Genomic DNA, 22,250 nt, shown 5'->3' on the forward strand with positions numbered 1-22,250 from the left:
GTGACGACTGAGGGGACACCGGATACGGTGAACGGTGTGGCTGCGACGCTGGGGTCCGGTGGCAATGCGACTGTTGCCGAGAACGGCACATGGCCGACTGGCTTTAGCTTGAACACCACAACGGGTGCGGTGATCTACGACGGCACATCTGTGCTGCCGGGTGATTACACGATGGATTACGATCTGTGTGATCTGGCTTCACCGACGCCAAACTGTGAGACGGCGACGGTCACTGTGACGGTTGCTGCGACCCCGATCGAAGCGGTAGACGACACACCACCCAATGTGGACGGCGCGACCGGGGCATCTATCCCCAATGTCGTGGCCAATGACTCGCTGAACGGCGTGACGAACCCCTCGATTGGTTCTGACGTCATCATCAACGAATCTGGCACGGCGCAGGACAGTACCGCTTTGGGGCTTGATGTGACGCCTGCTGCCGGTGGGATCGACCTTGACCCGAACACGGGTATCGTGACGGTCGCTGCTGGAACAACGGCGGGAACCTATGTCTATACATACGAGCTATGTGAGGCGTTCAATCCAGCCAACTGTGACACAGCGACGGTCACGTTGGTCGTTGACCCGCTCAATTTGATCACACGAATCGAGAGCGATCTCGAGGTCATCTTGGAGGAAGATCTGGCCAACACGTTGACGACACAAGTAAACCAAATCTCCGGCTACTCTGCTGATGCTTTGGATCGTTTGCGTCAGCGTTCACCAGAGGCTTGTTTGGCTGATGTGAATGCGCGTCTTGCAGTTGAGAACGTGTTGTTTGACACGGATAAGGCGATCATCAAGCCTGAGAGCAATCAAACGCTGGATGATGTTGCAGAGATCTTGCAAAGCTGTGAGGGCGCATCGTTTGAGATCGCAGGTCACACTGACTTCCGCGAATCTGACGCCTATAACATCGACCTCAGCCAACGCCGTGTCGCGGCCGTGCGCCTTGCGCTTGCGGAACGTGGTGTGGATGTGACGGGCTATGTTGCCCGCGGCTATGGCGAGCGCGAACCCATCGCAACCAACACCACAGCCGAAGGCATGCGTTTGAACCGCCGGGTTGAGTTCCGTCCGATCAGCAATGAAAGCACCGGTCATGCCGAGTACAGCCAATGTGACGATAGCTTTAACCTTGCGCGCAATCTCAACATGACCGCGAACGATAGCGGTGTGTCAGCGCAGGGCGATTTCACGCAAGACCAGCACAGCTGTATCACGGATCGCCGTGAGGTATTGGAAGGGTCTGTCAGCTATGTCGACACAGAGACAGGCCAGACACAAAGTGCGATCAACCTGTCGTACCGTCGTGAACAGTACCGTGGCAGCGAAAGCGTCTTTGGCTACTTTGTAGGGCTTTACGGCTCGCGCTCTGAAGTCACTACGCTGGCAAATGGTGAGATCGACGGGTTTGGGCTGAATGCCGGTATCTACGGTGCCAAACGTCTGGAGCATGACCTGTTCTTGGACTACTACCTTGGTGCCGCAGCGGGCCGCCATTCGTTTGACCTGGCGTTCACCCGTGACTTTGGCGTCGTCAACGCGAATGGTGACTATACCTATCTGGCAGGTTTTGCCGGGGCGGCCATTTCGGGCGAGTTCGCGCTTGGCAAGGCTGTCGTCGCACCACGTGTTGGGTTTGACTACATCTATGCACCCGGTGCAGACGTGGATGTCATCGCTGAACTGGGCGGCCTGACAGAGGCCGGCGGTCTAGAACTGGATGCGATCTCTGGTGGGCGCGTCTTTGCGGAAATTCGGACGGATTACCTGATCCAAGATGGCCGGGCGAACCTCTGGTTCAACCCGCGCGTCTCTTGCTACCAATCTTTGGGTGCACTGGACGGTGTCTGTGGTGTTGGCGGCGCAATCGGGATCGAAAGCGCGGGCGATAACACAGCCCTGACCTACGCTGTCGAGCTTGATGGCGAGTGGGGCGAAAGCTACACAATGGGGTCGCTTTCCATGAGCGTCGCACGTGAGATGGAGGTTGGCGTGCTGAGCGCACAGGCCGACATGACAACACGCGGCGCATTCGGACTTGGCGCGGCATACGACGTCAAGTTCTAACCCGAACAGGTCTTTGAAACTGAAAAAGGCAGGTGCAGCAATGCACCTGCCTTTTTTGCATGCGCGTGTACGAAAGTGCCTCTGGGGGCACCCCTACTGCGAAGTCTGAGCAATTAAGATTGTGGTTGCTGAGCAAATGGCAGCACCCTGAATTATTGCCAAGCGAAGTTGTGCAGCCTGGCCCAAATCCGTTGCGTGAATTGAAAGCCGCGAAGGCCGCAATCAAGACGCTTGTTAATGCGGGGTGACTGGTGCCGTTTGAGGCAGGCGCAGAAATTCGCGGAAAGGTGCGAAAGGAGGCATACCGAATAGTGCGGGGGGCGATCTAACGGATTAGCAGATTAGCGGGATTAGCAGCATGGGGCGGCGGGATTGCAGTTTTGCACCCGCCGTCCTTTTCCTGAATGCAGTGAAATCCTCAGACTAAAACTAGGTATCTTGATCGATATCTATTAACGACTTATCAGTCATATATGCCCTGTATGGAACTAAGATCTCGTTGCTTTTCAGCACCCGCAATTGACCGTCATCTAAATTAACGGTTCCTTCACCTTCCAAAGTAAAGCTCGGTGGGTAGGTTTCTATTGTGTTTGATGCGTCGTGATAGTTCTGGGTGTTCCTTCGGACAGGATGCGCCACATGAACGATTCTGAAGCCTTCTTCACCACCTTTGCAAAAAAGTTCTTTAATATTTTTTAGGTCAATGTCGTTGAGTTTTGCCATTATCGTAAACTCTCTACTCTAATTACCAATTCATAAGTATTGCACATGCTGCTGCAAGTTCGCTGGCCGCACTATTTGGCGCTGGGCCAGTTGCCGCTTCAGTAATGCAGTTTGATAAACTTTGAGCACGATTTCTCAAACCGTCAATGCCGATCTGCCCTACAACGCTCTCACCCAAAATGTGTGCGGCCCAATCTCCAGAAGTCGCTAGCCTGTTAGATGGACTCGCTGCGCCCCACTGAGCGGCGGTGGCGCGGTGGAGTGATCCGCCTTCATACCATTCTGCGAAACTAGGTGTCGCAAAAGCGGTCAACATAGAAAATGCGACTGCGTAATATTTCATAATAAGTACAAGCCCTAAGAACGAATTCAATCTTAGCGGGTGCGGAAAAGAAAGGAAAGCCTCAAGGTGGTAGGTTGGTGCTTCAATAGATTTAGTTAATCGCAAGAAGGGCGTACGATGCGAATTTTGCCAAGGTTCGAGTACTTCTGGAACTACTTGGGGGATCAGGTGGGGGGGTGTCTATGCTCAGATCATAAATTTCCGAACAAAAATAATGATTTGGATGAATTATATGGCGGACTGGGGGTCATCCGCACTATCTGCCTAACTATATGGCTTTGCTTCATAATAATATTATCAAAAAGAAACATACCACATTCAATACCACGCAAAGATCAGAAATGGTGTGTTTGAACCCAAGATCGGGCCCGTTTCCAGCCTACTGCCATTCACATGCTTTCGCGGCTTCCAGCGTCGATGCCAGTTGCAGGCAATACCTTGTGTTGTCCAAATCTCGGGCCAATGTCCTACCTGTATCTAGCAACGTATTACGTTCGTTCAAAAGGTCATTGTAGTCATCGACCAACGTGTTGTGGGTGCGTAGCAGATCATTGTAGTCGTCGACACATTCCGTGACGTTTGATTTGCAGGTAAAGCCTTCGTAATTGCACTGATAGCTATCAAAGCACGAGGCGTATTGATCCACGCAGCGACCGGATGATGAACAGACCGTGTCGCCAAAACCCAGGCACGACGGTTGCGTGCCGCCCCTGCAAGTGAAGCCTTGGGCGGTTGCGGATGAACCGAATGCCACGAGACATAGCGCCGCGATGATCCTATGCTGCATATTTACCCTCTTCGGTTTTATCGGCTTGGCCCAGCGCCGCGAGGCTGTCGAGTAGCGGTGCGACTGTCGTGGCCCTTGCACGTGCGAACCGGCGGGCGATTTGGTCGGGGGTGGCTTCGCCCATCTCGCCCAAGGCTTCGCGCACGGCGGCGATTTGTTCGGGCAGGGTTTTGGGCCATGGGGATTTTTCGACCTTGGCCACAACGCCCAAATCCATGTCGGTGGTTTTGCCCGGTGCCGCCTGCTTGCCTGTCGGGTTTTGGTAGTCGGGGCGGAGCCAGCGAATATGGCCGCGCGCCTCTTCCTCGGCGCGTTCTTTGTTGAGCGCGACAAGGCGCAGCAAAATCTCTTCATCAGACAGGTCCACGGGCCAGCCGTAAGCATCGGCCACAGCGGCATCAATCTGGTCGTGCAGGTCGCGCAGGATACCGATCAAGCCTTGGTCATAAATCTCGCGATCCTTGCCTTCGATCACGTCACCCGCGCGCAGTTTTTCCAGCACGTTATACATCTGCGTCAGGGTCAGCTTGGGGTGGGCGGCCTGCTGACGCTTGCGATGCGCATCAAGGTCTTCACCAAGCTGGCGCAGGTGAGTGCGTTGCGCGTCGGTGAGGTCTGGGAAGGGGAATTTGTCAAAACATTCCGCGTGATTGTAGTTTGCATCATTGCCGACACCTAGCCAACCTCCAGAAGCAATCGACCACCTAACATGAATATGGCTGCTCAAAACTGTCATCAAGGACGCGTCGCCTAAAGCGATTCCAATAAGCTTTGCATCTGGCAAGACGTCTGAATCAACAAAACCAAAAACTCTGTGCTTTGCTGTTCGGCATGTCGCTATGTAACGCTCGAGTGAAGCAATTCCTTCCCGCAAGCTTGGTCGCTGCCTGCCAAATAGCCACCAACTTTCACGAAACTGCTTGTCTCTATTCTGGGCGCGTTCTGGCCAGACCCGATCTCTTAAAATTTGGAAGAGTTCAGGTGCTAAACTTCTAGCCTGCAATTCCGTTAACCCAAAAAAATCGATAACTTGCCAAGCCATCCGGCCATCTATGAACTGTTTTCCATTTTGATAGCGTGAAAGGTAAGACTTCAAATTTGGCTTTTCCGCAAGCAATGCTTTAGCTTCGCTTTCTTCCAAACGAAAGCCTTGACCAACGAGGATCAATCCTTGATGAGAAATGTCGTTGTTTGCCAAAAGTGATTTGGAACTGGCAACATCAGCGCCTATTTGCAAATTCGCGAAAACCTTTCCAGCTTGGTGGTCGAACGTCACCAAATGCCCATCTGCTTCCATTGCCACTTTGGTCTCACTTGCAACTGTCAACAAGCGCCCGCCTCGATTACCAACCGCCCCAACAGTCATAGAAATTCGCACAGCCGCGCCGAATTGTGTATCGACCCAAGGGTGATCGGGAATTGCAAACAATAGAGAAAGCGGCTTTTTGGGATCGTTCAGATGCGGTTCTAGCACCCTGCGGTTAAACGTCTGACGCAAGCTATTGGTTGTGATCAATCCAAACCGCCGCGTGCCTTTGCCTGTTTTGGCATTCCAGCCCCGCGCGGCCAACGCCGCCTTTTCCCACCAGAACATCACCAAATCAGCCGATTGCGGCATCTTGGGATAGGCTTTCCACAGTGCATCGACATAGCCATCGCCAAGGTTGTCGCGCATCCGCTTATTTCCAATAAACGGCGGGTTGCCGACGATAAACTCTGCCTCTGGCCATTTGGTCGCTTTGGGCTTCGCATAGTCATATACGGCAATGCGCGCAGTGGGGTCTGGCACTTCTTCGCCCGTCACGTTGTGCCGTATGGTCGTCACCCCGTCCCAGCGGGTCACAGGGGTGCCGTTCGCGTCCATACGTGGGGTGCGCCCGTCCCATTCCAGCACGGCGTCAGCATTGCGGATATTCTTGAAGTCGCGCAGCACAGGTTCGGACGGGGCCGCGTTGCCATAGGTGCGGAAATGCCATTGCAGGTAGCCGATCCACAGCACCAGTTCGGCCACGTTGGCCGCCCATGGGTTCAATTCGATCCCAAGGAATTGATGCGGGTCCACGGTGATAAAGCTGGTTTGGTCTTCGCCCAATTCGGACAGCAGGGCTGTTACCTCGCCCTCTAGCCGTTTCATCATTTCAAGCGCGACATAAAGAAAGTTGCCAGACCCACAGGCAGGGTCCAGCACCTTGATCTCGCAGAGCTTGGCGTGGAAGTCGTGGACCAGCTTGCGCGCATCTGCTTCCTTGCCATCGCTTGCCAGACGCTGCACCGCCGTTTGCACATCGCGCCAGTCTTCGCGCAGGGGTTCCATGATTGTCGGTGTCACCAACCGTTCCACATAGGCGCGCGGCGTGTAATGTGCGCCCAGCTTGTGCCGTTGCCGTTTATCCAGCGCGCGTTCAAGCAGGGTGCCGAAAATCGCGGGTTCAACCTGTTTCCAGTCGGCTTCCGCCGCTTCGATCAACAGGCTTAGTTGCAGGTTATCAAGGGGCAGGGCGTCCGCCTCTTTGAACAGCCCGCCATTGAACCGTTTGAGGTCTTGCATCAGAACTTGGGAAAAGCCGCCCTTGTCCATGGTTTGCCACAGCCCGCGCAAGGACGGTTCCGCATGTTCGGGGTGGCCACGCAGTTTTTGCAAAAGTGCAGTGAAGCTGCCACGCGGGATCAGGTCCACGTCTTCGGCAAACATTGAAAACAGGCAACGCATCAGAAACCGCGCAACCGCCTCGCTTTCATGCCCTTGACCTTCAAAACTTTTGCCCAGTTCCGCAAGGTGCGCCGCGATTTCGCGCGTGACCTTCGCCGATTGGAGCGATGGATCAAGGCTTTGCGGGTCTGTCCAGATCGTGCGCAACAGATCGCGGGTTTCTTCGTCGCGCAGGTCTTCGAGATAGATGCGGTAGCGGTTGCCGTCAGGGAACTGGTTGTAGCCCTGTCCTTGTCCCGAGAAGTCCGCATAAAGCTCGATCACATGACCAACGTCCACGACCATCAAGAAGGGTGGCCAGCCGTCTTCCTTGGCGACGGCGCGCGCATAGTTGTCAGCCTGATTTCGGGCTTTCAGCATTGTGTCGTCAAATTTGGACGTGCCGCGTTTGCCATGCCCCGTTTGCTTTGTCGCATCCTTTTCAAGGAACAGTTCGAGCGTGTTCTTATCCTTGGCATCGGGCGAAACGAATTGCTTGGCTTCAAGAATAAAGTGATTTTTCTTGTAGAGGTCGATGCGCCCATTTCGTTTGCGCCCAGTATGGGTCAGCGTCACAGGCCGTTCAAAGCGATAGTCGAGAAAATCACCGTCCTTGTCCGATACATTGGGACGTGCCACGCCCAATAGTTCGGTCAACTCAATCGCGAATGTCTGGGCAGTTGCCATTTCGCTACCGCCTGACCCGAGCCAACGCTCAATGAACTCTTCTATCTGCACATGTACCGCCCAAAGTATCAAATTTATCAATTGGAAGTTGCGCATGTATTGGTGGGCGTTTCAATCCCGCAGTTCAGGTTTTTAGCTACGGCGTTGCATACAAACCTTTGATCAACCGGCCCTGTTCTTCTTCTGACACGGGCAAATAACTGGAAATCGTGGTTGCCATATTCTCATGCCCCAAATTCTGCGACCATGCCTTTTGCGCATCTAACGGCAAGTTTCGGTCACTCATTTCCTGTCCCAAGGTTTTGCGAATGCTATGGGGTGTATAGGGATGTAATTGAACTTGGGCGAAAGCGCCGCGAAACACTGCGTTCACATGAAATGAATCTAAGCTACTCCCCAAATGTTGGACAGGATCTGGCGTAAATTAAGCTGCTCTTTGCACCTGCTGATCGGGGTTGGCTGTTTCATTTCTATGCCAGTTGACCACGGCGGGTGGCCTGCCGCCAAGCGAGGAATGCGGTCGCTTGTGATTGGAGGGCTCGATCCACTTTCTAACGCCCGCCTTGGCCTCTGAACCGCTCTCCCAAGCATGCAGATAGACGCACTCGTATTTCAGAGACCGCCACAATCGTTCGACAAAGATGTTGATCCGTTGCCCGGCAGTCGTTTCGCAGAAACGATGAGAGGGGAGGAAACGGCCTTTGCCGTCCGTCGAGATACGGACAGCTGACCGTCGCAGCCGATCTGCCCACGCAACTGAGGTGAACTGGCTGCCCTGATCCGTATTCATGATCTCTGGCGCGCCGAACTTGTGGATGGCCCCGTTCAGGGCGTCGACGCAAAACTCAGCTTTCAGCGTGTTCGATATCCGCCAGGCCAGCACCTTGCGCGTGTGCCAGTCCATAACGGCCACCAGATAGAGGAAGCCGCGCCACATGGGTAGGTAGGTGATGTCAGTGCACCAAACCTGGTTGGGCCGATCCACCAGGAGACCGCGCAGCAGATACGGGTAAATCTTGTGCCCCTTGGCCGCCTTACTGGTGTTAGGTTTCTGATAGATCGGCATAAGGCCCATCAACCGCATCAGGCGTCTGATCCGCTTTTCGTTCACAAGATGATCTTCATTGCGCAGATGCTATGTCATCTGACGCACACCGTAAAACGGGGTCTCCAGGAACTGCTTATCGATCAGACGCATCTGATCGAGGTTCATCTCCGTCTCGCCCTTTGGCTCGTAGTAAAACGATGATCGCGAGATCGACAGCAACGCGCAATGCTTGTCAACTGACAGCGCGGGCAGGTTCGGTTCAATCATATTGCGCCTCACTTGCCGGTCCAGGGTTTGAGCTTTCTGGCCAAAAAATCGTTGGCGACGGCCAACTCCCCGATCTTGGCGTGGAGGTCTTTGACCTGTTCTACGACCGCTTCCGGTGCCTTCAGGCTGCCACGCTCAAAAACACCAGACGCGCCTTCCAACAAGGCCCGTTTCCACTGATGGATCATCGTCGGATGTCCGCCGAACCGACTGGCCAATTCGCTGACCGTCTCTTCGCCGTTCAGCGCCTCTAACGCGACCTTAGCCTTAAACTCTGGGTGATGTTGCTTCCGTTTCGACATTCCTGATCTCCTTCGTGTTGAAGATCAGGAGACTATAAATAGCAGCTTACGTCAGTGTCCGAAATTCGGGGGGTAGCTCACACAGCGGCCGCGATTATCTGTGGTTTACGCGAAAAACGTTACTCGACGCCGTAGATACGCGCGATGTCTTCCAGCATCAGATTGGCGGCCAAGATACCCCCTGCGGTGTTCCAGATAGGATCGCTGACTTCATGCACGCGGCCTTCAGCGACGGCGGAAAGTGACTGCCATAGCGGGTCGGACATGGAATCATCACGCGCGGCCAGACCTTCGCCATCGCCGGTATCCCAGGTAAAATGGAAGATGCGATCACCGTCCATGTCGGGAATGCTTTCCTTGCCGGTCCGGATGGCAAAGTCGTCAACGTTCTGAATTTCAGGACGATCAAAGCCAATTGCGCCAAGGATAAATCCGGAAAAACTATCCAGTTGATAGATGCGGATCTGTGTCGGCAAGAAGCGGATGACGCTGACTTGTTCGTCTTTGGCGTCGCCCAGTTTTTCGGACAAACTCGCCACATTGCTTTCAAACGCGGTCAGCGCCGCTGCACCTTCATCCGCGCGACCAAGTGCGCTTGCATAAAGCTCAAAGTTCAGGCGCCAATCTCCGCGAAGACGTTCTGACACAACAGTCGGGGCAATCGCGGAAAGTTGGGGGTAGATCTCTTCGTGGCGTTGTTTGTTGGCAAGGATCAGATCAGGTTCGAGCGCTGCGAGCAGCTCAAGATTGATCGCGCTTTCTTTGCCAAGGCTGACGGCATCGCCCATGGCGTCGGTGATATGGGGATACCACGGTTCACCCAGCCAGGACTGTGCCGCACCAACGGGGACAACACCAACGGCCAAGACCGCCTCGGTGCCTTCGTTTGTCAACACAACAACGCGTTGCGGGCTATCGGGCACTTCGGTCTCTCCCATCGCGTGGGTGATCGTTTCAGCAGCGAGTGCCGCAGGAAAAAAGACAAGTGCAGTGAGTAGAGAGCGCAGCATCGCGGTCTCCTTTCTATAAAGTTTGAATGCATGACAGAATACGGTGGCGGCAGCTGCGTAACCCTGTTAGCTTTTCTGAGTGAAATACTCGGATACGTCAATTGCTAAAATATTATCTATTCGGCTTGCTGGTTCTGACATTGGCCATCGCGCTATGTACCAGCCTGCATCTCGGTCTGCGGCTCTATACGCCAGTGCAGGTTTGGGCGGCTCTGACAGCCCCTGACACCAGCGAAGTCGCGTTGATCGTGAATGGCTTGCGAGTGCCGCGCACCTTGGCTGCATGCGGCGTTGGGGCCGCGTTGGCGGTGTGCGGGCTGTTGATGCAATCTGTTTTGCGCAACCCATTGGCCGACCCCGGATTGCTGGGGGTGAATGCCGGGGCCAGCTTTGCCGTCGTGTTCGCGTTTAGCGTCTTTGGTGTTTCATCCCTACATGTGCTGTCGATCTTTGCGCTGGCGGGGGCCACAATGGCGACCTGTTTGCTCTACATGCTTTTGGCCCTGGCCGGTGGGCGCATGACCTCGGTCACATTGGTTTTGGCCGGTGTCAGCCTTGCGGCGATGTTGTCGGCGCTGACCCAAGTGTTGATCGTCACCGACGAGGGCACGATGGAGGCCTTGCTGTTCTGGCTCGCGGGTGGGTTCGCGGACCGTGACCCGCAAATGTTATGGGTCGCGCTGCCTGTGATCGGGGTGGGTGTTTTGTTGGCCGCACCCTTGGCCCAAGGGCTGCAAGCCTTGCAAATCGGTGAGCCCGCAGCGCAGGCGATTGGTGTGAATGTCGCCCGTTTACGGATCATCGCGCTTGCGCTTGCCACCGTACTGGCCGGTATCTGCGTAACAATCGCGGGGCCCGTTGGGTTTGTCGGATTGGTCGCACCGCATCTGGCGAGCATGACAGGAGTGCAAAGCTTTGGCTGGCGGATCGGCTTCAGCGCGCTGATTGGCAGCACCTTGGCCGTTTGCGCGGATATTGCGGCACGACTGGTCGTGGCACCGCAAGAAGCACCCGTTACCGCGATGTTGGCCTTGGTGGGAGCCCCGGTTTTGATCGCATTGGTCCGGCGGCAAGACGGAGCAGTGGCATGATCCTGAGACTCTCTGCACCCCTTATCTTTTTGGGCTTTCTGGCCATTCTAGCCACGGGCATCGGGTCATCTTGGATGCCGCTTGACCGTGTCGTAGCAGCGTTGTTTGGCCAAGGCACACGCACGGATGAGATTATCATTTGGACCTTGCGCATGCCGCGCGTTTTGCTTGCGATGTTGGCGGGGGCGGCGCTCGCGTTGGCCGGGCTGTTGCTGCAACATGTCGTGCGTAATCCGATCGCATCACCTTCCGTGTTGGGGCTGGTCGATGGTGCGGCGGTGGGGGTCGTCTTGTTCCTCATGCTATTCTCGAACGAGGCGAACGCCTTGGTTGTTTCTGTCCATTGGTTACCGTTGGCCGCGACATTGGGGGCATTGAGTTTCGCCGCGTTGGTTGCATTGGTGGCAGCCCGCGACCTGATGCAGCCTGCCCGTTTGATCCTTTACGGCATCGCAGCGGCGGCTTTGGCCAAAGCTCTCGTGACCGTGCTGATTGTCCTTGGCCCGGTATACCGCGCGGGCCAATCATTGATCTGGCTGGCGGGATCTGTGCATGCGGCCCACTGGGATGATGTGGCTATCTTAACCTGCGTGTTGGTTGTGCTGACACCTGTGCTGGCGGCAATGGCGCGCCCGTTGGACCAGCTTTTACTCGATGATCAAAGCGCGGGCGCAACGGGGCTTGCGCTTAATTACACAAAAGTGGCGGTTCTGGGATTAAGCGTCATTCTCACCGCCGCAGCCGTATCATTTGCAGGCGGGTTGGCGTTTGTCGGCCTGCTGGCCCCGCATATTGCACGGGCGCTTGTGGGGCTTAGGATGGGCGCGCTGTTGATCGTCACACCGGCTGTTGGGGCCGCGATTGTTCTGGGCGCCGACATCTTTGCGCGCACGATGGCCGCCCCGCTAGAGCTGCCAACAGGAGCGATCACTGCACTTGTCGGAGCCCCCTATTTCTTTTGGCTACTAATCAAAGAGGTCCGCCGTGACTAACCAAGGCTTAACCATAAAAGACGTCTCTTTCGCTTACGCCGGAACACCGGTTTTGCACGATGTGTCAGCGACCTTTGCAAAAGGGCGTTTGACGGCGATCTGCGGCCCAAACGGATGCGGAAAATCCACGTTGTTGAACATTGCAGCGGCGCAACTGACACCATCGCGCGGAGCGGTGCATCTTGATGGACAGCCCTTGGCACAAATACCGCCCAAATCGCGGGCCAAGCAAATAGCCATGTTGCCACAATCACCCCATGTACCGTCCGAATTGAAGGTCCGCGATCTGGTGGGACTGGGGCGATATGCACATCGCACGGCTTTGTCCGGTCTTTCGGTCGACGACCATGACGCCATCGATGCAGCGCTCAAATCCACGAAACTGGATGCCTATGCGCACAGACCAATCGCGGCGCTGTCAGGGGGCCAGAAACAACGTGCGTGGATTTCAATGACCCTCGCCCAATCCGCGCCGTGGGTTCTTCTGGACGAACCAACAAACCACCTTGATGTGACGCACGCCGTTGAAACCATTGAACTTCTCTGGGATTTGGTCCAAGCGGAAAACAGGACCGTTGTCGTCGTGTTACATGACCTGAACCTGATGGCCCGTTTCGCGGACGACGTCATCTTGATGGATCAGGGGCGAATCATCGCGCAAAATACATTTGCAGAGGCAGTCACTGAGAAGCGGCTATCAGCAATCTATAAGCGGTCCATTTCCTTCGGCCACCTCAATAACCGAGAACGCCCGTTTATCGTTGTCGACTAAATAACCCGTTTTCCCTAAACCCTTCGTCCGCTCTTCAACTTTCTGAAACTTCTTTCGTTGCCGCTGAGAAGGCCCACAATCCGCCTTTGCTGTTCTTCGCTGCTGTCGCAAAACGTGTGCAGCGGCCGTTCGTTATGCAAAGGGCAAAGGCCGTTTTGTCCCGCATTTCAGTCATCGGCCTCGCCAAAATGCTGCGCTCCATTACCAATGTCCGCTTCGGGGAAGCTGCAGCGCAGCGTTGCGACGCCAAGGTCCGCAATGGGCCGTTCGCGCACAATAATCCAGAGCCCTCAATGCATTCAAGATTGGGACAGACGTGATACGCCACGTCGAGATTTGCACCCGCCGTTGTTACCGCTGTCTGCCAAATCCGATCTTCTCCACCACCGCGTCATAAAATGCGATTTTATCTTCGTCAGTCATCTGAGGTACATCCGGTGCGCGACCAGTGCCGATGTTTTTCAAGACCTCAAATCGCTGATCTTCAGGCATCGTCCCGTAATGACGTTCCGTGATCTGTTCTGTTTCATGACCGATGTTCAATGACCACGCTTTGCGCTCTTGATGGGTCAACGGACGGGCGTCGCGTTCTGCTCCGATCGTGTGTTTTGCTGCATGGGGCGTATATGGCACCTTGAGGTCGCGGCTGGCCACTCTGAACGCGTCTGTCACGGCATAGGTTGTCGACATAACCGGTATCTGTTTCACCAGATCGACCTTGTGCTTCAGCCACTTGGTATCGGGAAACAGCGCATCTGTGTCGCGGAAACCCAACATCCAAAGTTGCTCGATCCATGCCACAACGATCTCCTCAAAGGCTTTGGCGATCGGGAACCAGAATATGTTGATGCTTTTGCCAGCTTTGGTCCGAGATGCCCCGCCATCCTGTATGATCAGACGTTGCGCGATTTGAACGTGTTGCAATTGAAACGACGCGAGCGTGTCGGCCCGCAATGCTCCGAGAAACGCCAAGGCAAATATCGCACGCGACCGCATCTCAACGAGTGACTCTTCTGGCATGTCCAGCAGCAGCTGCTCGGCGTCTTCAATACTCGGAAAGTCTTTCTGCTTCGTCTGTGCCGGTTTCGCAAGGATCGCCTTGGGCACAACCAAGTAACCCCGAAAATCACGAGGCAAACGTCTGTACCCTTCCTGGCTAATCAACCAATCAAAAAACGAGCCGAGGTACGAGATCGTGTGTTTGATTGATGAAGCCGACATCCTGTCATCGGACGTGACATTGGCGCGTCGCTTGAGATCATCACGTACCGCTGAAAAGTCGTCGATACGTAGCTTACCGAACGACTTTCCCGACAGACATTGTTCAAAATACCGGATCGCAGCGAGGTGCTTTACGATGGTTTTTCATCATAGCGTCCGGCATAGCTCTGCCATTTGTGAATGATGCGATCATTCTCCGAGGAGTAGATCTCGCTTTGATTACCCATGTTAATCCAAATACCCCCACGCAAGTCGGTTTTTTCTTCGCGACAGCAGTCCGTGGGGATATTGGGATTGCGACAATCCTGAAAGCTGTCGCAATCAGTCTCATGCGTTATCTTCTGGACCTTGGACGAACATGACGGACAAACCGCCTGCAGCATGGGACGCCCATTCGCTGCACGGATTTTAGTCACGGCTTCTGGATCCGGCTCGACCGATGCTTGGCACGACCGGCACCAAAACTCGGCGGGCAAAAGTTTGCGGCCTTTCAACGAGCGTTGATGCTTGTGGAATGCGACAACAACAGCCCCACGGAACACATATGGCTTCTGCGCGTCAGAGGGCATCAACCCCTCCTTCACCCAGTTAGAGACCGTATTGGCGGTAACACCGCATGCGATCATCAACTGCTCGACCGAGTAGACCCGGTTCTTCTTGAGGAACACGTTTTTGTAGGACTTTGCCATTAGCCCGCGCCCAACTTTGTTGCTGTGCGCTTCTTGCGTTCGGCTTTGCGTGCCTTCGCTTCAAACTGAACGAGGTCGCTGAGCTTCCAGCGCGATGTGCCTGCGCTCAGCTTGACGGGTGCCGGAACGTTTTCTCGCTGGCCAACCAACGCCAAACCGAGGCGCGCGAGACGTCGTAGCGTTTTGCCACTTCGCGATCCGAAAGAAAGCACTCAGCACAGCTCTCGCACCGAGGTGTTTTCTTCTGGCGAGACTCACGAGCGGATTTTACCGGGTTGGCATCTGATGAGAACAGGTTCAATTGGCTATGTGGCGAAGTTGCGGGCACGACTACGTCCCCCAAACTTGCAGGCTGTCGAGCGCAAATTCACCGCGCACGGAAACCGTCAGGGCGCACGCACCCCATGATTGGCTCGAAAGAAGAGTTGCGGGGGCCATTACTTGCCCCCTGCATTCGGGTCGACGCGGTGCGCTTCAACCCACTGATTGAGATCACCCCCACGGTAAACGATCTTGCGACCCAGACGGTAATAGGCAGGGCCCATCCCTTTGTGGCGCCATTGCGCAAGCTTGTCACGGTCACCCAGCAGCTCAAGCTCAGGATCACCCAAGACATAGCTACGTTTGTTTTCAAATATATTCGTCACTGCCAACATCCATTCGGTTGCTTTGGTTTGCAACGAATGGATGCCCGCTAATCTACATCAAACGTCAGTCCCCGATTTCCAAATCGGGGACCCCAAAGCTTTGATATATATAGAAAAGAAATTTGCTCTTCTGGATCGACGTACGGCACTTTGGTGCCCCTCGGGCAATTCTCGCTCAAGCAGCGCCGGAACTCCTCAACCAAATGCAGGACATTCAAACCTTGCTCCGGATTGTTTCCGCAATACTCCAGCGCCATGCCCAAATGCACCACGCCTCGGTAAGTGTTCCAAACTTCCCGAATGACGTCTTTGTCGCGGGCACCGCTAATCTTTTCGGCCTTCGCCTCCTCGCGCACCTGCTCGAGAACTCCGCCACGCGACTGAACGCCTTCAAACTTTTCGTCCTTGATCGACAGAAAAATCTTGCGACCTATTTGTTCAGCAATGTTAAGCTTGCGTTCGTTTTTAGCCTCGTATCGTTTACCGGTTTCTGAGAACTCAAAAGCTGCTTCCGTTCTTTGCCCCGCTGTCATCGCGACCCACTGTATGAACTCTGAATTGGCCGGGTCAGATCGCCACTCGGGGCCCAGCTTCCGCATCAACTTATCAATCCTGTCAGCCACGACATCATGCTTTACATTCTTGATGGCCCTTTCGCGCAGTTCCATCGTCTCTTCGCTCAAGCCGACCCTGACGAGCTCGATGAACATGAGGTCAAACTCGTTTACTGTGACCTCAATCATCTCGAGCCTCCGCAGACTGCCCCGTTGCCACAAACCGCGACCACCGATCCGTCAGCGCTCTGCGCTTCTCCAGCAAGTCAGATCGTGCGTACGCACGCTCGACATCTGATCCCACGCGATGTGACAGGCTCATCTCTGCAACCTCACGCGGCACGCTCGCCACTTCTGACGCCCAGTCCCGGAATGTGGATCGGAAACCATGAACCGTAACGCCCTCGACATTCATTCGCCGCAACAACATCAGCATCGACATGTTCGACATCGGCTTATGGCGCTTTTGACCCTCAAACACATACTCGGATTGCATGGCCCTCAATGGCTCAATTATCGCCAGCATTTCATCAGTTTGCGGAATGCGGTGATCTTCATCAGTTTTCATCCGTTGCGCTGGGCAGGTCCAAAGCCGTGCATTGGCGTCAATTTTTTCCCAACGCATCCCAAGCACCTCGCCAGTACGCGACCCCGTCAAACAAGTGAACATTAAAGCCTTTGCCGCCATTGCGTTGCGCAGTCTTAAATCCGCGTAGAAACTTGGCACATCTTGCCAGACCATCGCTATGTGGTGCTTTGGCTTGCGTTTTACCTTTGGCAAGGCTTGGGCGTCTTTGATGCCGGTCACTGGGTTTTCACCGGATCGAAAACCTTTGGACTTGGCTACGTCCAGCACAATTTTGAGTCGTTGCGCCAGACGTTTGGCCGTTGCATGCTTTTCCGTCCAGATTGGTGCAAGGCACATCATGATTTCGGGCTGGCCTATGCTATCTATCGGCATCCGACCGATCTTGGGAAAGGCATAACTGCGCAAAGTGCCAATCCACTGTTCGCCATGCTTTTTACTTTTTCCACATCGGCATCCGATCAAAGTGGACTTGTTGGGCGACTTCTTCAAATGTCGGCACTTCGCGGTGCGCTTTGAAGCGAGGATTTAGACCCTGCTTTGCCATGCGGCGGTATTCAAGCGCGCGCTCTCTCGCTTGGTTCAAAGTGACGATGTCAGCGCCGCCCAATCCAAAGTCTGTCCGCAGAGGGCCACCTTTTTTATTCCTCTGGCCTTTGACGACAACGCGCACAAACCAACGCCGTGCACCGCTTGGGTCGACAACGAGATACAAACCATTGCCATCGCCGTGCCGCCCAGCGCTCAGATTCTCAACGAGTTTCTTCGTCAGCTTACCAGATAGGGCCACGATACATACCACTCAAGGAATGAATATAGGTGCAATCGAAGTAAATTCACCGAAAACCAAAAAACCACTAATGCTAAGCGAATAAACAAAAAAGGCCGCCCAAGGTGACCTATTCGAATTCATCAAAAGTGGTAAATGGCGGACTGGAGGGGCGCCATTGTCAATTCCGCAGTTGATCCAAGGTGTACGGCAATGTCTTTTAAAATATGACATATTTGACTTCATGTTTCCCGTGACTTCCTGTCGGTTCCGGTGTATTCACGTTTATAGTGGGGGATCAGTTGGGGGATCAGTTGGGGGATCAGATAATGGCAACATCTGGAATTCGAACACCTAAGAAGGCTTTGACGGCTGCATATGTCCGTACCGTGACGCAGGCGGGCAAGCACTTTGACGGAAACGGCCTTTTCCTTAAGGTCAAAGCTAATGGTGCTAAGCAATGGGTGCAGCGGATTACCATTCGCGGCAAGCGTACCGAGATGGGCTTGGGCAGTGCTGACCTCGTCAGTTTGAGTGAAGCCAGGGATGTCGCACTGCAAAATCTTAAAGTGGCGCGTTCAGGTGGTGACCCGTTGCGGGCCAAGCGTGAAAGCCAAGCTGTTCTGACCTTTGAAGATGCTGCACGCAAGGTTCATGAGTTGAACAAGCCAAGCTGGTTGAACCCCAAGCATGCAGCGCAGTTCATAAGTACACTTGAGACTTACACTTTCCCTACAATGGGGAGTTACAAAGTCAGTGATGTCACCACCTCTGACGTGTTGGCAGCGCTTACACCGATCTGGCTAACCAAACAAGAAACGGCACGGCGTGTGCGCCAGCGGATCGGCGTAGTCATGAAATGGGCAATTGCGCAGGGCTGGCGGCAAGACAATCCAGCCGAAAATATTGATCAAGCGTTGCCAAAGCAGACGAAGGCTGTGAAGCATCGCAAGGCGTTGCCCTATGGTGAAGTTGCTACCTGCATTCAGGTCATACAAAATTCAGGAGCAGGGCGTTCAACGAAACTTGCCCTTGAGTTCCTGATACTGACTGCCGCGCGGTCTGGTGAGGTGCGGGAGGCGGTTTGGGACGAAATAGAGTTCGAGACTGATCCCTCTGCTAATCCCGCTAATCCTGCTAATCGGGCAGTTTGGATCATTCCAGCGCAACGAATGAAAATGAAGCGTGAACACCGCGTGCCGCTTTGCACCCGTGCCGTTGAGATACTGGAAGAAGCAAGGGATATTGCTGATGGTGGCGATCTTATATTTGCGGGAACGAAGGCGGGTAAGCCGCTCTCTGATATGACGCTTTCTAAGTTAATTAAGGAGTTGGGGTTCGAGGCAGATGTTCACGGTTTTAGAACCTCATTCCGTACATGGGCGCAGGAACAAACCAATGTTGCGCGGGAAGTGGCTGAGGCTGCACTTGCACATGCCATTAAAGATGCGTCCGAAGCGGCATATGCTCGGTCCAATTTGTTCGAAAAGCGCAAAATCTTAATGGATAGCTGGGCGAGCTACTTGGCGCTGGGCGAGGCTGAAATTATTACGTTGGGCGCAGCCAAATGAGTAAAGATGAGCCGAGAGAGCAAATTACCGTGCTAGGCGATGATGGCATTCACACCTTAATTCATAGACTTCCGTTAAATGATGATGGCAGCAAACGCGAGTGGGTTGGCCCGACCGAGAGTGTCTTTTGGGGGCGGGTTGAAAGCTTAATGCAAGAAAGTGATCAAGTACTACGTGACGAAGGGTTTCCGAGTGCCACGGCAGCAATACTTTACGCAGTAGGTCATGGCTGGGTATCTCAGGGGGTGCCCCCAAGTAATGAGAATGAGGCCGATATCGTGTCGTTGGTGGAGGGCAGAGATCGCGATGAGGCGAAGGAAATCCATGTAAGATTCGGTAACCCGCGCAGCGGATCTATGAAACAGCCAAGTCGCAAATGGCCCGGCGCATTTCTGCACCGGGCCATTTTTGTCGTCGTCTCAGATCAGCTTAGGCGCGTGGACGGATCCAGATTTCGACGCGGCGGTTTTGTTCGCGCCCTTCGTCGGTCTCGTTGCAGCCAACCGGTGCAATTGGGCCGATCCCATAGCTGCGGACAGCGGCGCTATCGAGATAGCCAGGGTTGTCCAAAAGCAGCACGTCTTTCACCGCATCAGCCCGACGCTCTGACAGGGCAAGGTTTGCATCCAATGATCCGTATGAATCGCTGAACCCAAAGACCAGCACTTCATAGCCTTCGTATTCATTCGAACGAACGATCTCAGAAATCCGCGAAATATCGCTTTCAGCCTTGCTATCAAGCGTGGCGTTGCCGCTGAGGAACCGCAAAGATGTCGAAATCCGGCGCGCGTTGGCAGCTTGGTTGAAGTAGCCACGCATCACGTTGTTCGACGCACGATCTGTATCCCCAGTCAAAACCGTCGAGAGCAAACGTGCCCCTTGGTCTTGCATTGGCACGATTTGCAACTGCTGGGTCACCAAACCGCGCGACGCGATAGAGGCTTGGCCAGCATCTGTTGGGATATATTGCCCAACATTGCGTGCAAATTCCGATGCGGTCCCCGAAGCCAGCGCATAGTGGTACCAGCGCAGGGTCAGCGGATGCTCTTCGGTTTGGATCGCAAAATCAGAGTTGTCGACAAAGATATTGCACGCTGTTGCAAGGTTGAGCGCTTTGACGCCTTCCGCTTGCGACCGGTACAAGATGCCAAAACCTGTTGGGTCCGCAGCAACCGCTGCATTCAGCGCGTCGACAGAGGCGTGGATTGTGCCATTGCCCATTGCGTTGATGCCGGTAAAGCCGCGGGCGTTCAACTGCGCGCCAAGCGCGTCATTGCTGGCCAGCGTGTGCAAGGTGATTGGCTGGCTAGAACCGCCAAGCTGTGACCAATGGGTGATCTCACCGTTGATGATCTTTTGGATCGACTGGAAGTCAATGACATCAATGCCATTGTCTTCACTGACAACAAAGCTGATCGCGTCAAGGCCGATGATTTCTTCGGTCAGAACCTCTGAAATATCAGTTACCTGACGTCCAAGGGCAACAGTCACATCCGCGGGGGTTGCGCGGCCACGGGTCACAGCAAATTGGCTTTCGCCCGCGACCAAAGCCTTGATCGCATCGACTGTGTTCATTGACTGCATGCTGACACTTGCGACCTCAGCACCGCGCGCATCACCAATCAACAAGCCGGGGAGGCCTGATTCACTGCCAAATTGTTGCGTCAGGTTGAAGTCCTTTGCTGCGGTGTAGTCGTCGATGATCGCAGCCACGAGCTGCGCCCCATCCGCACCGGGTACGGTTACGACAAAGCGGTCGCTGGCATTTGCGGAGCCCGGACAGGCAGCGCCTTCGCAGCTCGCGAATTCGCGGCGGACAGTCAGGCTACCATTGCTGGTTTCAATCACATACTCGGTATTAGAATAATCCAGCAAACGCCCGTTGAGCGTGATCAGCCCATCTGAACTGGTCAGCGTTACAACATCCGTTTCATCGACGACCTCTTCGCCATCAGATGGGCATTCGGGGCCTTCGCAGGTCGCAAATTCGCGCCGTATCCGCAATTCGCCAGTGTCTGTCTTAAGAACATAGGTGTCCTCAGTGACATCAAGCAATTCACCGCTTAGAGAAATTGTACCATCGGTGGTTGTCAAGACAACATCTGCAACTGCGGGTGTGGCCACCAGCAAAGCTGCAGAGATTGCACATTGCGCCGCCAAGTTTTTGTTAAATAATCGTCCCATGTCTTAGCCTTCCGAGGGATAAACAGAAGAAATCCCATCCACATAGTAGTCCATTGTCAGCAAGCGGCTGTCGCTCGCAGTTTCACCGGGGGCCAACCAGCCAGAGCCATCTTGCAGGCGCACCGGGCCGGTGTAGGCATGCTCTTCGCCTGATGAGAGGCGCGCAATCACATCCTGGGCCTGCAACACGGTGCGGCTTGGCAGGGTTTCAAGCAGCGGTGCCATAGCAACCATCTGCGCGCCCAGACCGCCCCAAGTGTCCTTGGATTCCCAAGTGCCATCCAAGAATTCGCCAATCCGCTGTACGTAGTAGGGCCCCCAGTTGTTGATCATCGAGGTCATCACAGCATCTGGCGCGTAGTGGCTCATGTCTGACCCTTGGCCAAAGCTGTAGATGCCTTTTTCCTGCGCGGCTTCAACCACAGCGGTCGAAACGGTGTGCTGCATCAGCACATCCGCGCCGCGTTCGATCATCTGGCGCGCAACCGCGCCTTCTTGTTCATAATCGTACCAGGTGTTCAGCCAGGCGATATCAAAAACGATGTCAGGGTTGACCGATTTCGCTGCCAAGTAAGCGGCGTTAATACCCCGGATCACCTGCGGGATAGGGTAGGCGCCGACATAACCGATGCGATTGGTCTTGGACATCGTCGCGGCAAGGAAACCTTCAACCGCACGGCCTTCGTACCAGCGGGTGTTATAGGTGGCGACGTTGGCCGCCCGGATATAGCCCGCACAGCTTTCGAAAATCACATTTGGATTGGCTTGCGCCACCTCAATCGTGGACTTCATATAGCCCGCAGAGGTGGTGAAAATCATGTCATAGCCATCGTCGACCAGCTCTTGGAATTTTTCCTTGTCGCCATTGCCCCATTCGGCAACTTCGTGGAACGCATCGATCTGCGCGCGATCGCCATAGGCGGCACGGGCCTGTTCCAGCCCACGGACATGCTCGTAATCCCAGCCAACATCGCCGCCGGGCGCAAAAAGAAGGGTAAACGCGATTTTGCGTTTGTTCAGTGATTGCGCGTAGGCGGGGCTAAAGACGCTTGTGCCCACCGCCGCTGCGGTCATGCCTAAGGCCTTGCGTCTATTAATGTCTTTCATCAGCGATCTCCGACGTTTAACTTATTTCTCAGCGGATCACTCCGCCTAGTTTTTTACCAATAGGTAAAATTAGACGAAAATAAGTTCGGGTGGAGGCAGCGATATGACCGTGCATTGCCATGCGATTTGCAGCATCGG

18 protein-coding genes and 1 pseudogene are annotated in these 22,250 nt (G+C 54.5%); 6 read left to right on the forward strand and 13 right to left on the reverse strand.

Annotated features, from left to right (window positions below; translation table 11 throughout):
* Together BM320_RS00375 and BM320_RS16635 are read left to right on the forward strand one after the other, a co-directional pair.
* A partial coding sequence (locus BM320_RS00375) for an OmpA family protein (RefSeq protein ID WP_165614962.1) occupies positions 1-2,073 on the forward strand: 2,073 nt, incomplete at its 5' end.
* 59 nt (positions 2,074-2,132) lie between these two features.
* Positions 2,133-2,321, forward strand: a complete 189-nt coding sequence (locus BM320_RS16635; RefSeq protein ID WP_511256183.1) for a hypothetical protein — start codon at positions 2,133-2,135, stop codon at positions 2,319-2,321.
* Positions 2,322-2,502: 181 nt separating this feature from the next.
* Here BM320_RS16635 and BM320_RS00380 read toward each other — a convergent pair whose 3' ends face one another.
* The 5 genes and pseudogenes from BM320_RS00380 to BM320_RS00405 form a co-directional block, all read right to left on the reverse strand.
* A complete protein-coding gene (locus tag BM320_RS00380; protein WP_090194967.1) occupies positions 2,503-2,796 on the reverse strand; it encodes a hypothetical protein in 294 nt (97 codons plus the stop codon).
* Positions 2,797-3,518: 722 nt separating this feature from the next.
* Entirely contained in the window at positions 3,519-3,926 is a 408-nt protein-coding gene (locus BM320_RS00385; protein ID WP_090194970.1) for a hypothetical protein, read from the reverse strand.
* A complete protein-coding gene (locus tag BM320_RS00390; RefSeq protein ID WP_090194975.1) occupies positions 3,916-7,398 on the reverse strand; it encodes a class I SAM-dependent DNA methyltransferase in 3,483 nt (1,160 codons plus the stop codon). The genes BM320_RS00385 and BM320_RS00390 overlap by 11 nt, the downstream gene beginning before the upstream one ends.
* A gap of 328 nt (positions 7,399-7,726) precedes the next feature.
* Positions 7,727-8,919: pseudogene (locus BM320_RS00400) on the reverse strand (IS3 family transposase).
* 119 nt (positions 8,920-9,038) lie between these two features.
* The gene (locus BM320_RS00405) at positions 9,039-9,929 is read right to left on the reverse strand and encodes an ABC transporter substrate-binding protein (protein WP_090194981.1); all 891 of its coding nucleotides are present in this window, start codon (positions 9,927-9,929) and stop codon (positions 9,039-9,041) included.
* Positions 9,930-10,030: 101 nt separating this feature from the next.
* On the opposite strand from BM320_RS00405, the gene BM320_RS00410 reads away from it, so the two are divergent.
* From BM320_RS00410 to BM320_RS00420, 3 genes are read left to right on the forward strand one after another with little or no spacing between them, the layout of a single operon-like run.
* Positions 10,031-11,020: a FecCD family ABC transporter permease gene (locus BM320_RS00410; RefSeq protein ID WP_090194982.1), complete on the forward strand. Its 990-nt coding sequence runs from the start codon at positions 10,031-10,033 to the stop codon at positions 11,018-11,020.
* Positions 11,017-12,012, forward strand: coding sequence for a FecCD family ABC transporter permease (locus BM320_RS00415; RefSeq protein WP_090194985.1), 996 nt, complete (start codon positions 11,017-11,019; stop codon positions 12,010-12,012). The genes BM320_RS00410 and BM320_RS00415 overlap by 4 nt, the downstream gene beginning before the upstream one ends.
* Complete coding sequence (locus BM320_RS00420; RefSeq protein WP_090194988.1) at positions 12,005-12,784, forward strand: ABC transporter ATP-binding protein; 780 nt, start codon at positions 12,005-12,007, stop codon at positions 12,782-12,784. The genes BM320_RS00415 and BM320_RS00420 overlap by 8 nt, the downstream gene beginning before the upstream one ends.
* A gap of 351 nt (positions 12,785-13,135) precedes the next feature.
* Here BM320_RS00420 and BM320_RS00430 read toward each other — a convergent pair whose 3' ends face one another.
* The 6 genes from BM320_RS00430 to BM320_RS16465 form a co-directional block, all read right to left on the reverse strand.
* Entirely contained in the window at positions 13,136-14,005 is an 870-nt protein-coding gene (locus BM320_RS00430; RefSeq protein WP_131802225.1) for a site-specific integrase, read from the reverse strand.
* A 131-nt stretch (positions 14,006-14,136) separates the two neighbouring features.
* Positions 14,137-14,694 (reverse strand): hypothetical protein, encoded by a 558-nt coding sequence (locus tag BM320_RS00435; RefSeq protein ID WP_090194994.1) that lies wholly within the window; start codon positions 14,692-14,694, stop codon positions 14,137-14,139.
* 437 nt (positions 14,695-15,131) lie between these two features.
* Positions 15,132-15,350: a helix-turn-helix transcriptional regulator gene (locus tag BM320_RS00440; RefSeq protein ID WP_242650918.1), complete on the reverse strand. Its 219-nt coding sequence runs from the start codon at positions 15,348-15,350 to the stop codon at positions 15,132-15,134.
* Between the two features lie 38 nt (positions 15,351-15,388).
* Positions 15,389-16,084 carry a hypothetical protein gene (locus BM320_RS00445; protein WP_090194998.1) on the reverse strand — a complete coding sequence of 232 codons (696 nt, stop codon included), beginning with the start codon at positions 16,082-16,084 and terminating at the stop codon, positions 15,389-15,391.
* Positions 16,077-16,889, reverse strand: a complete 813-nt coding sequence (locus BM320_RS00450) for a tyrosine-type recombinase/integrase (RefSeq protein WP_242650919.1) — start codon at positions 16,887-16,889, stop codon at positions 16,077-16,079. Before BM320_RS00450 ends, BM320_RS00445 begins: the two co-directional genes overlap by 8 nt.
* A gap of 28 nt (positions 16,890-16,917) precedes the next feature.
* On the reverse strand, positions 16,918-17,271 hold the full coding sequence (locus BM320_RS16465; protein WP_242650920.1) for an Arm DNA-binding domain-containing protein: 354 nt from the start codon (positions 17,269-17,271) through the stop codon (positions 16,918-16,920).
* Positions 17,272-17,579: 308 nt separating this feature from the next.
* On the opposite strand from BM320_RS16465, the gene BM320_RS00455 reads away from it, so the two are divergent.
* Entirely contained in the window at positions 17,580-18,821 is a 1,242-nt protein-coding gene (locus tag BM320_RS00455) for a tyrosine-type recombinase/integrase (RefSeq protein WP_090200190.1), read from the forward strand.
* Positions 18,822-19,250: 429 nt separating this feature from the next.
* Here BM320_RS00455 and BM320_RS00460 read toward each other — a convergent pair whose 3' ends face one another.
* Both BM320_RS00460 and BM320_RS00465 read right to left on the reverse strand, forming a co-directional pair.
* The gene (locus BM320_RS00460; RefSeq protein WP_090195002.1) at positions 19,251-21,005 is read right to left on the reverse strand and encodes a phosphate ABC transporter substrate-binding/OmpA family protein; all 1,755 of its coding nucleotides are present in this window, start codon (positions 21,003-21,005) and stop codon (positions 19,251-19,253) included.
* A 3-nt stretch (positions 21,006-21,008) separates the two neighbouring features.
* The gene (locus tag BM320_RS00465) at positions 21,009-22,112 is read right to left on the reverse strand and encodes a BMP family ABC transporter substrate-binding protein (RefSeq protein WP_090195005.1); all 1,104 of its coding nucleotides are present in this window, start codon (positions 22,110-22,112) and stop codon (positions 21,009-21,011) included.
* Positions 22,113-22,250: the final 138 nt, after the last annotated feature.

Origin of the sequence: Yoonia tamlensis (genome assembly GCF_900115105.1) — a bacterium.
Taxonomy (GTDB): Bacteria; Pseudomonadota; Alphaproteobacteria; order Rhodobacterales; family Rhodobacteraceae; genus Yoonia; species Yoonia tamlensis.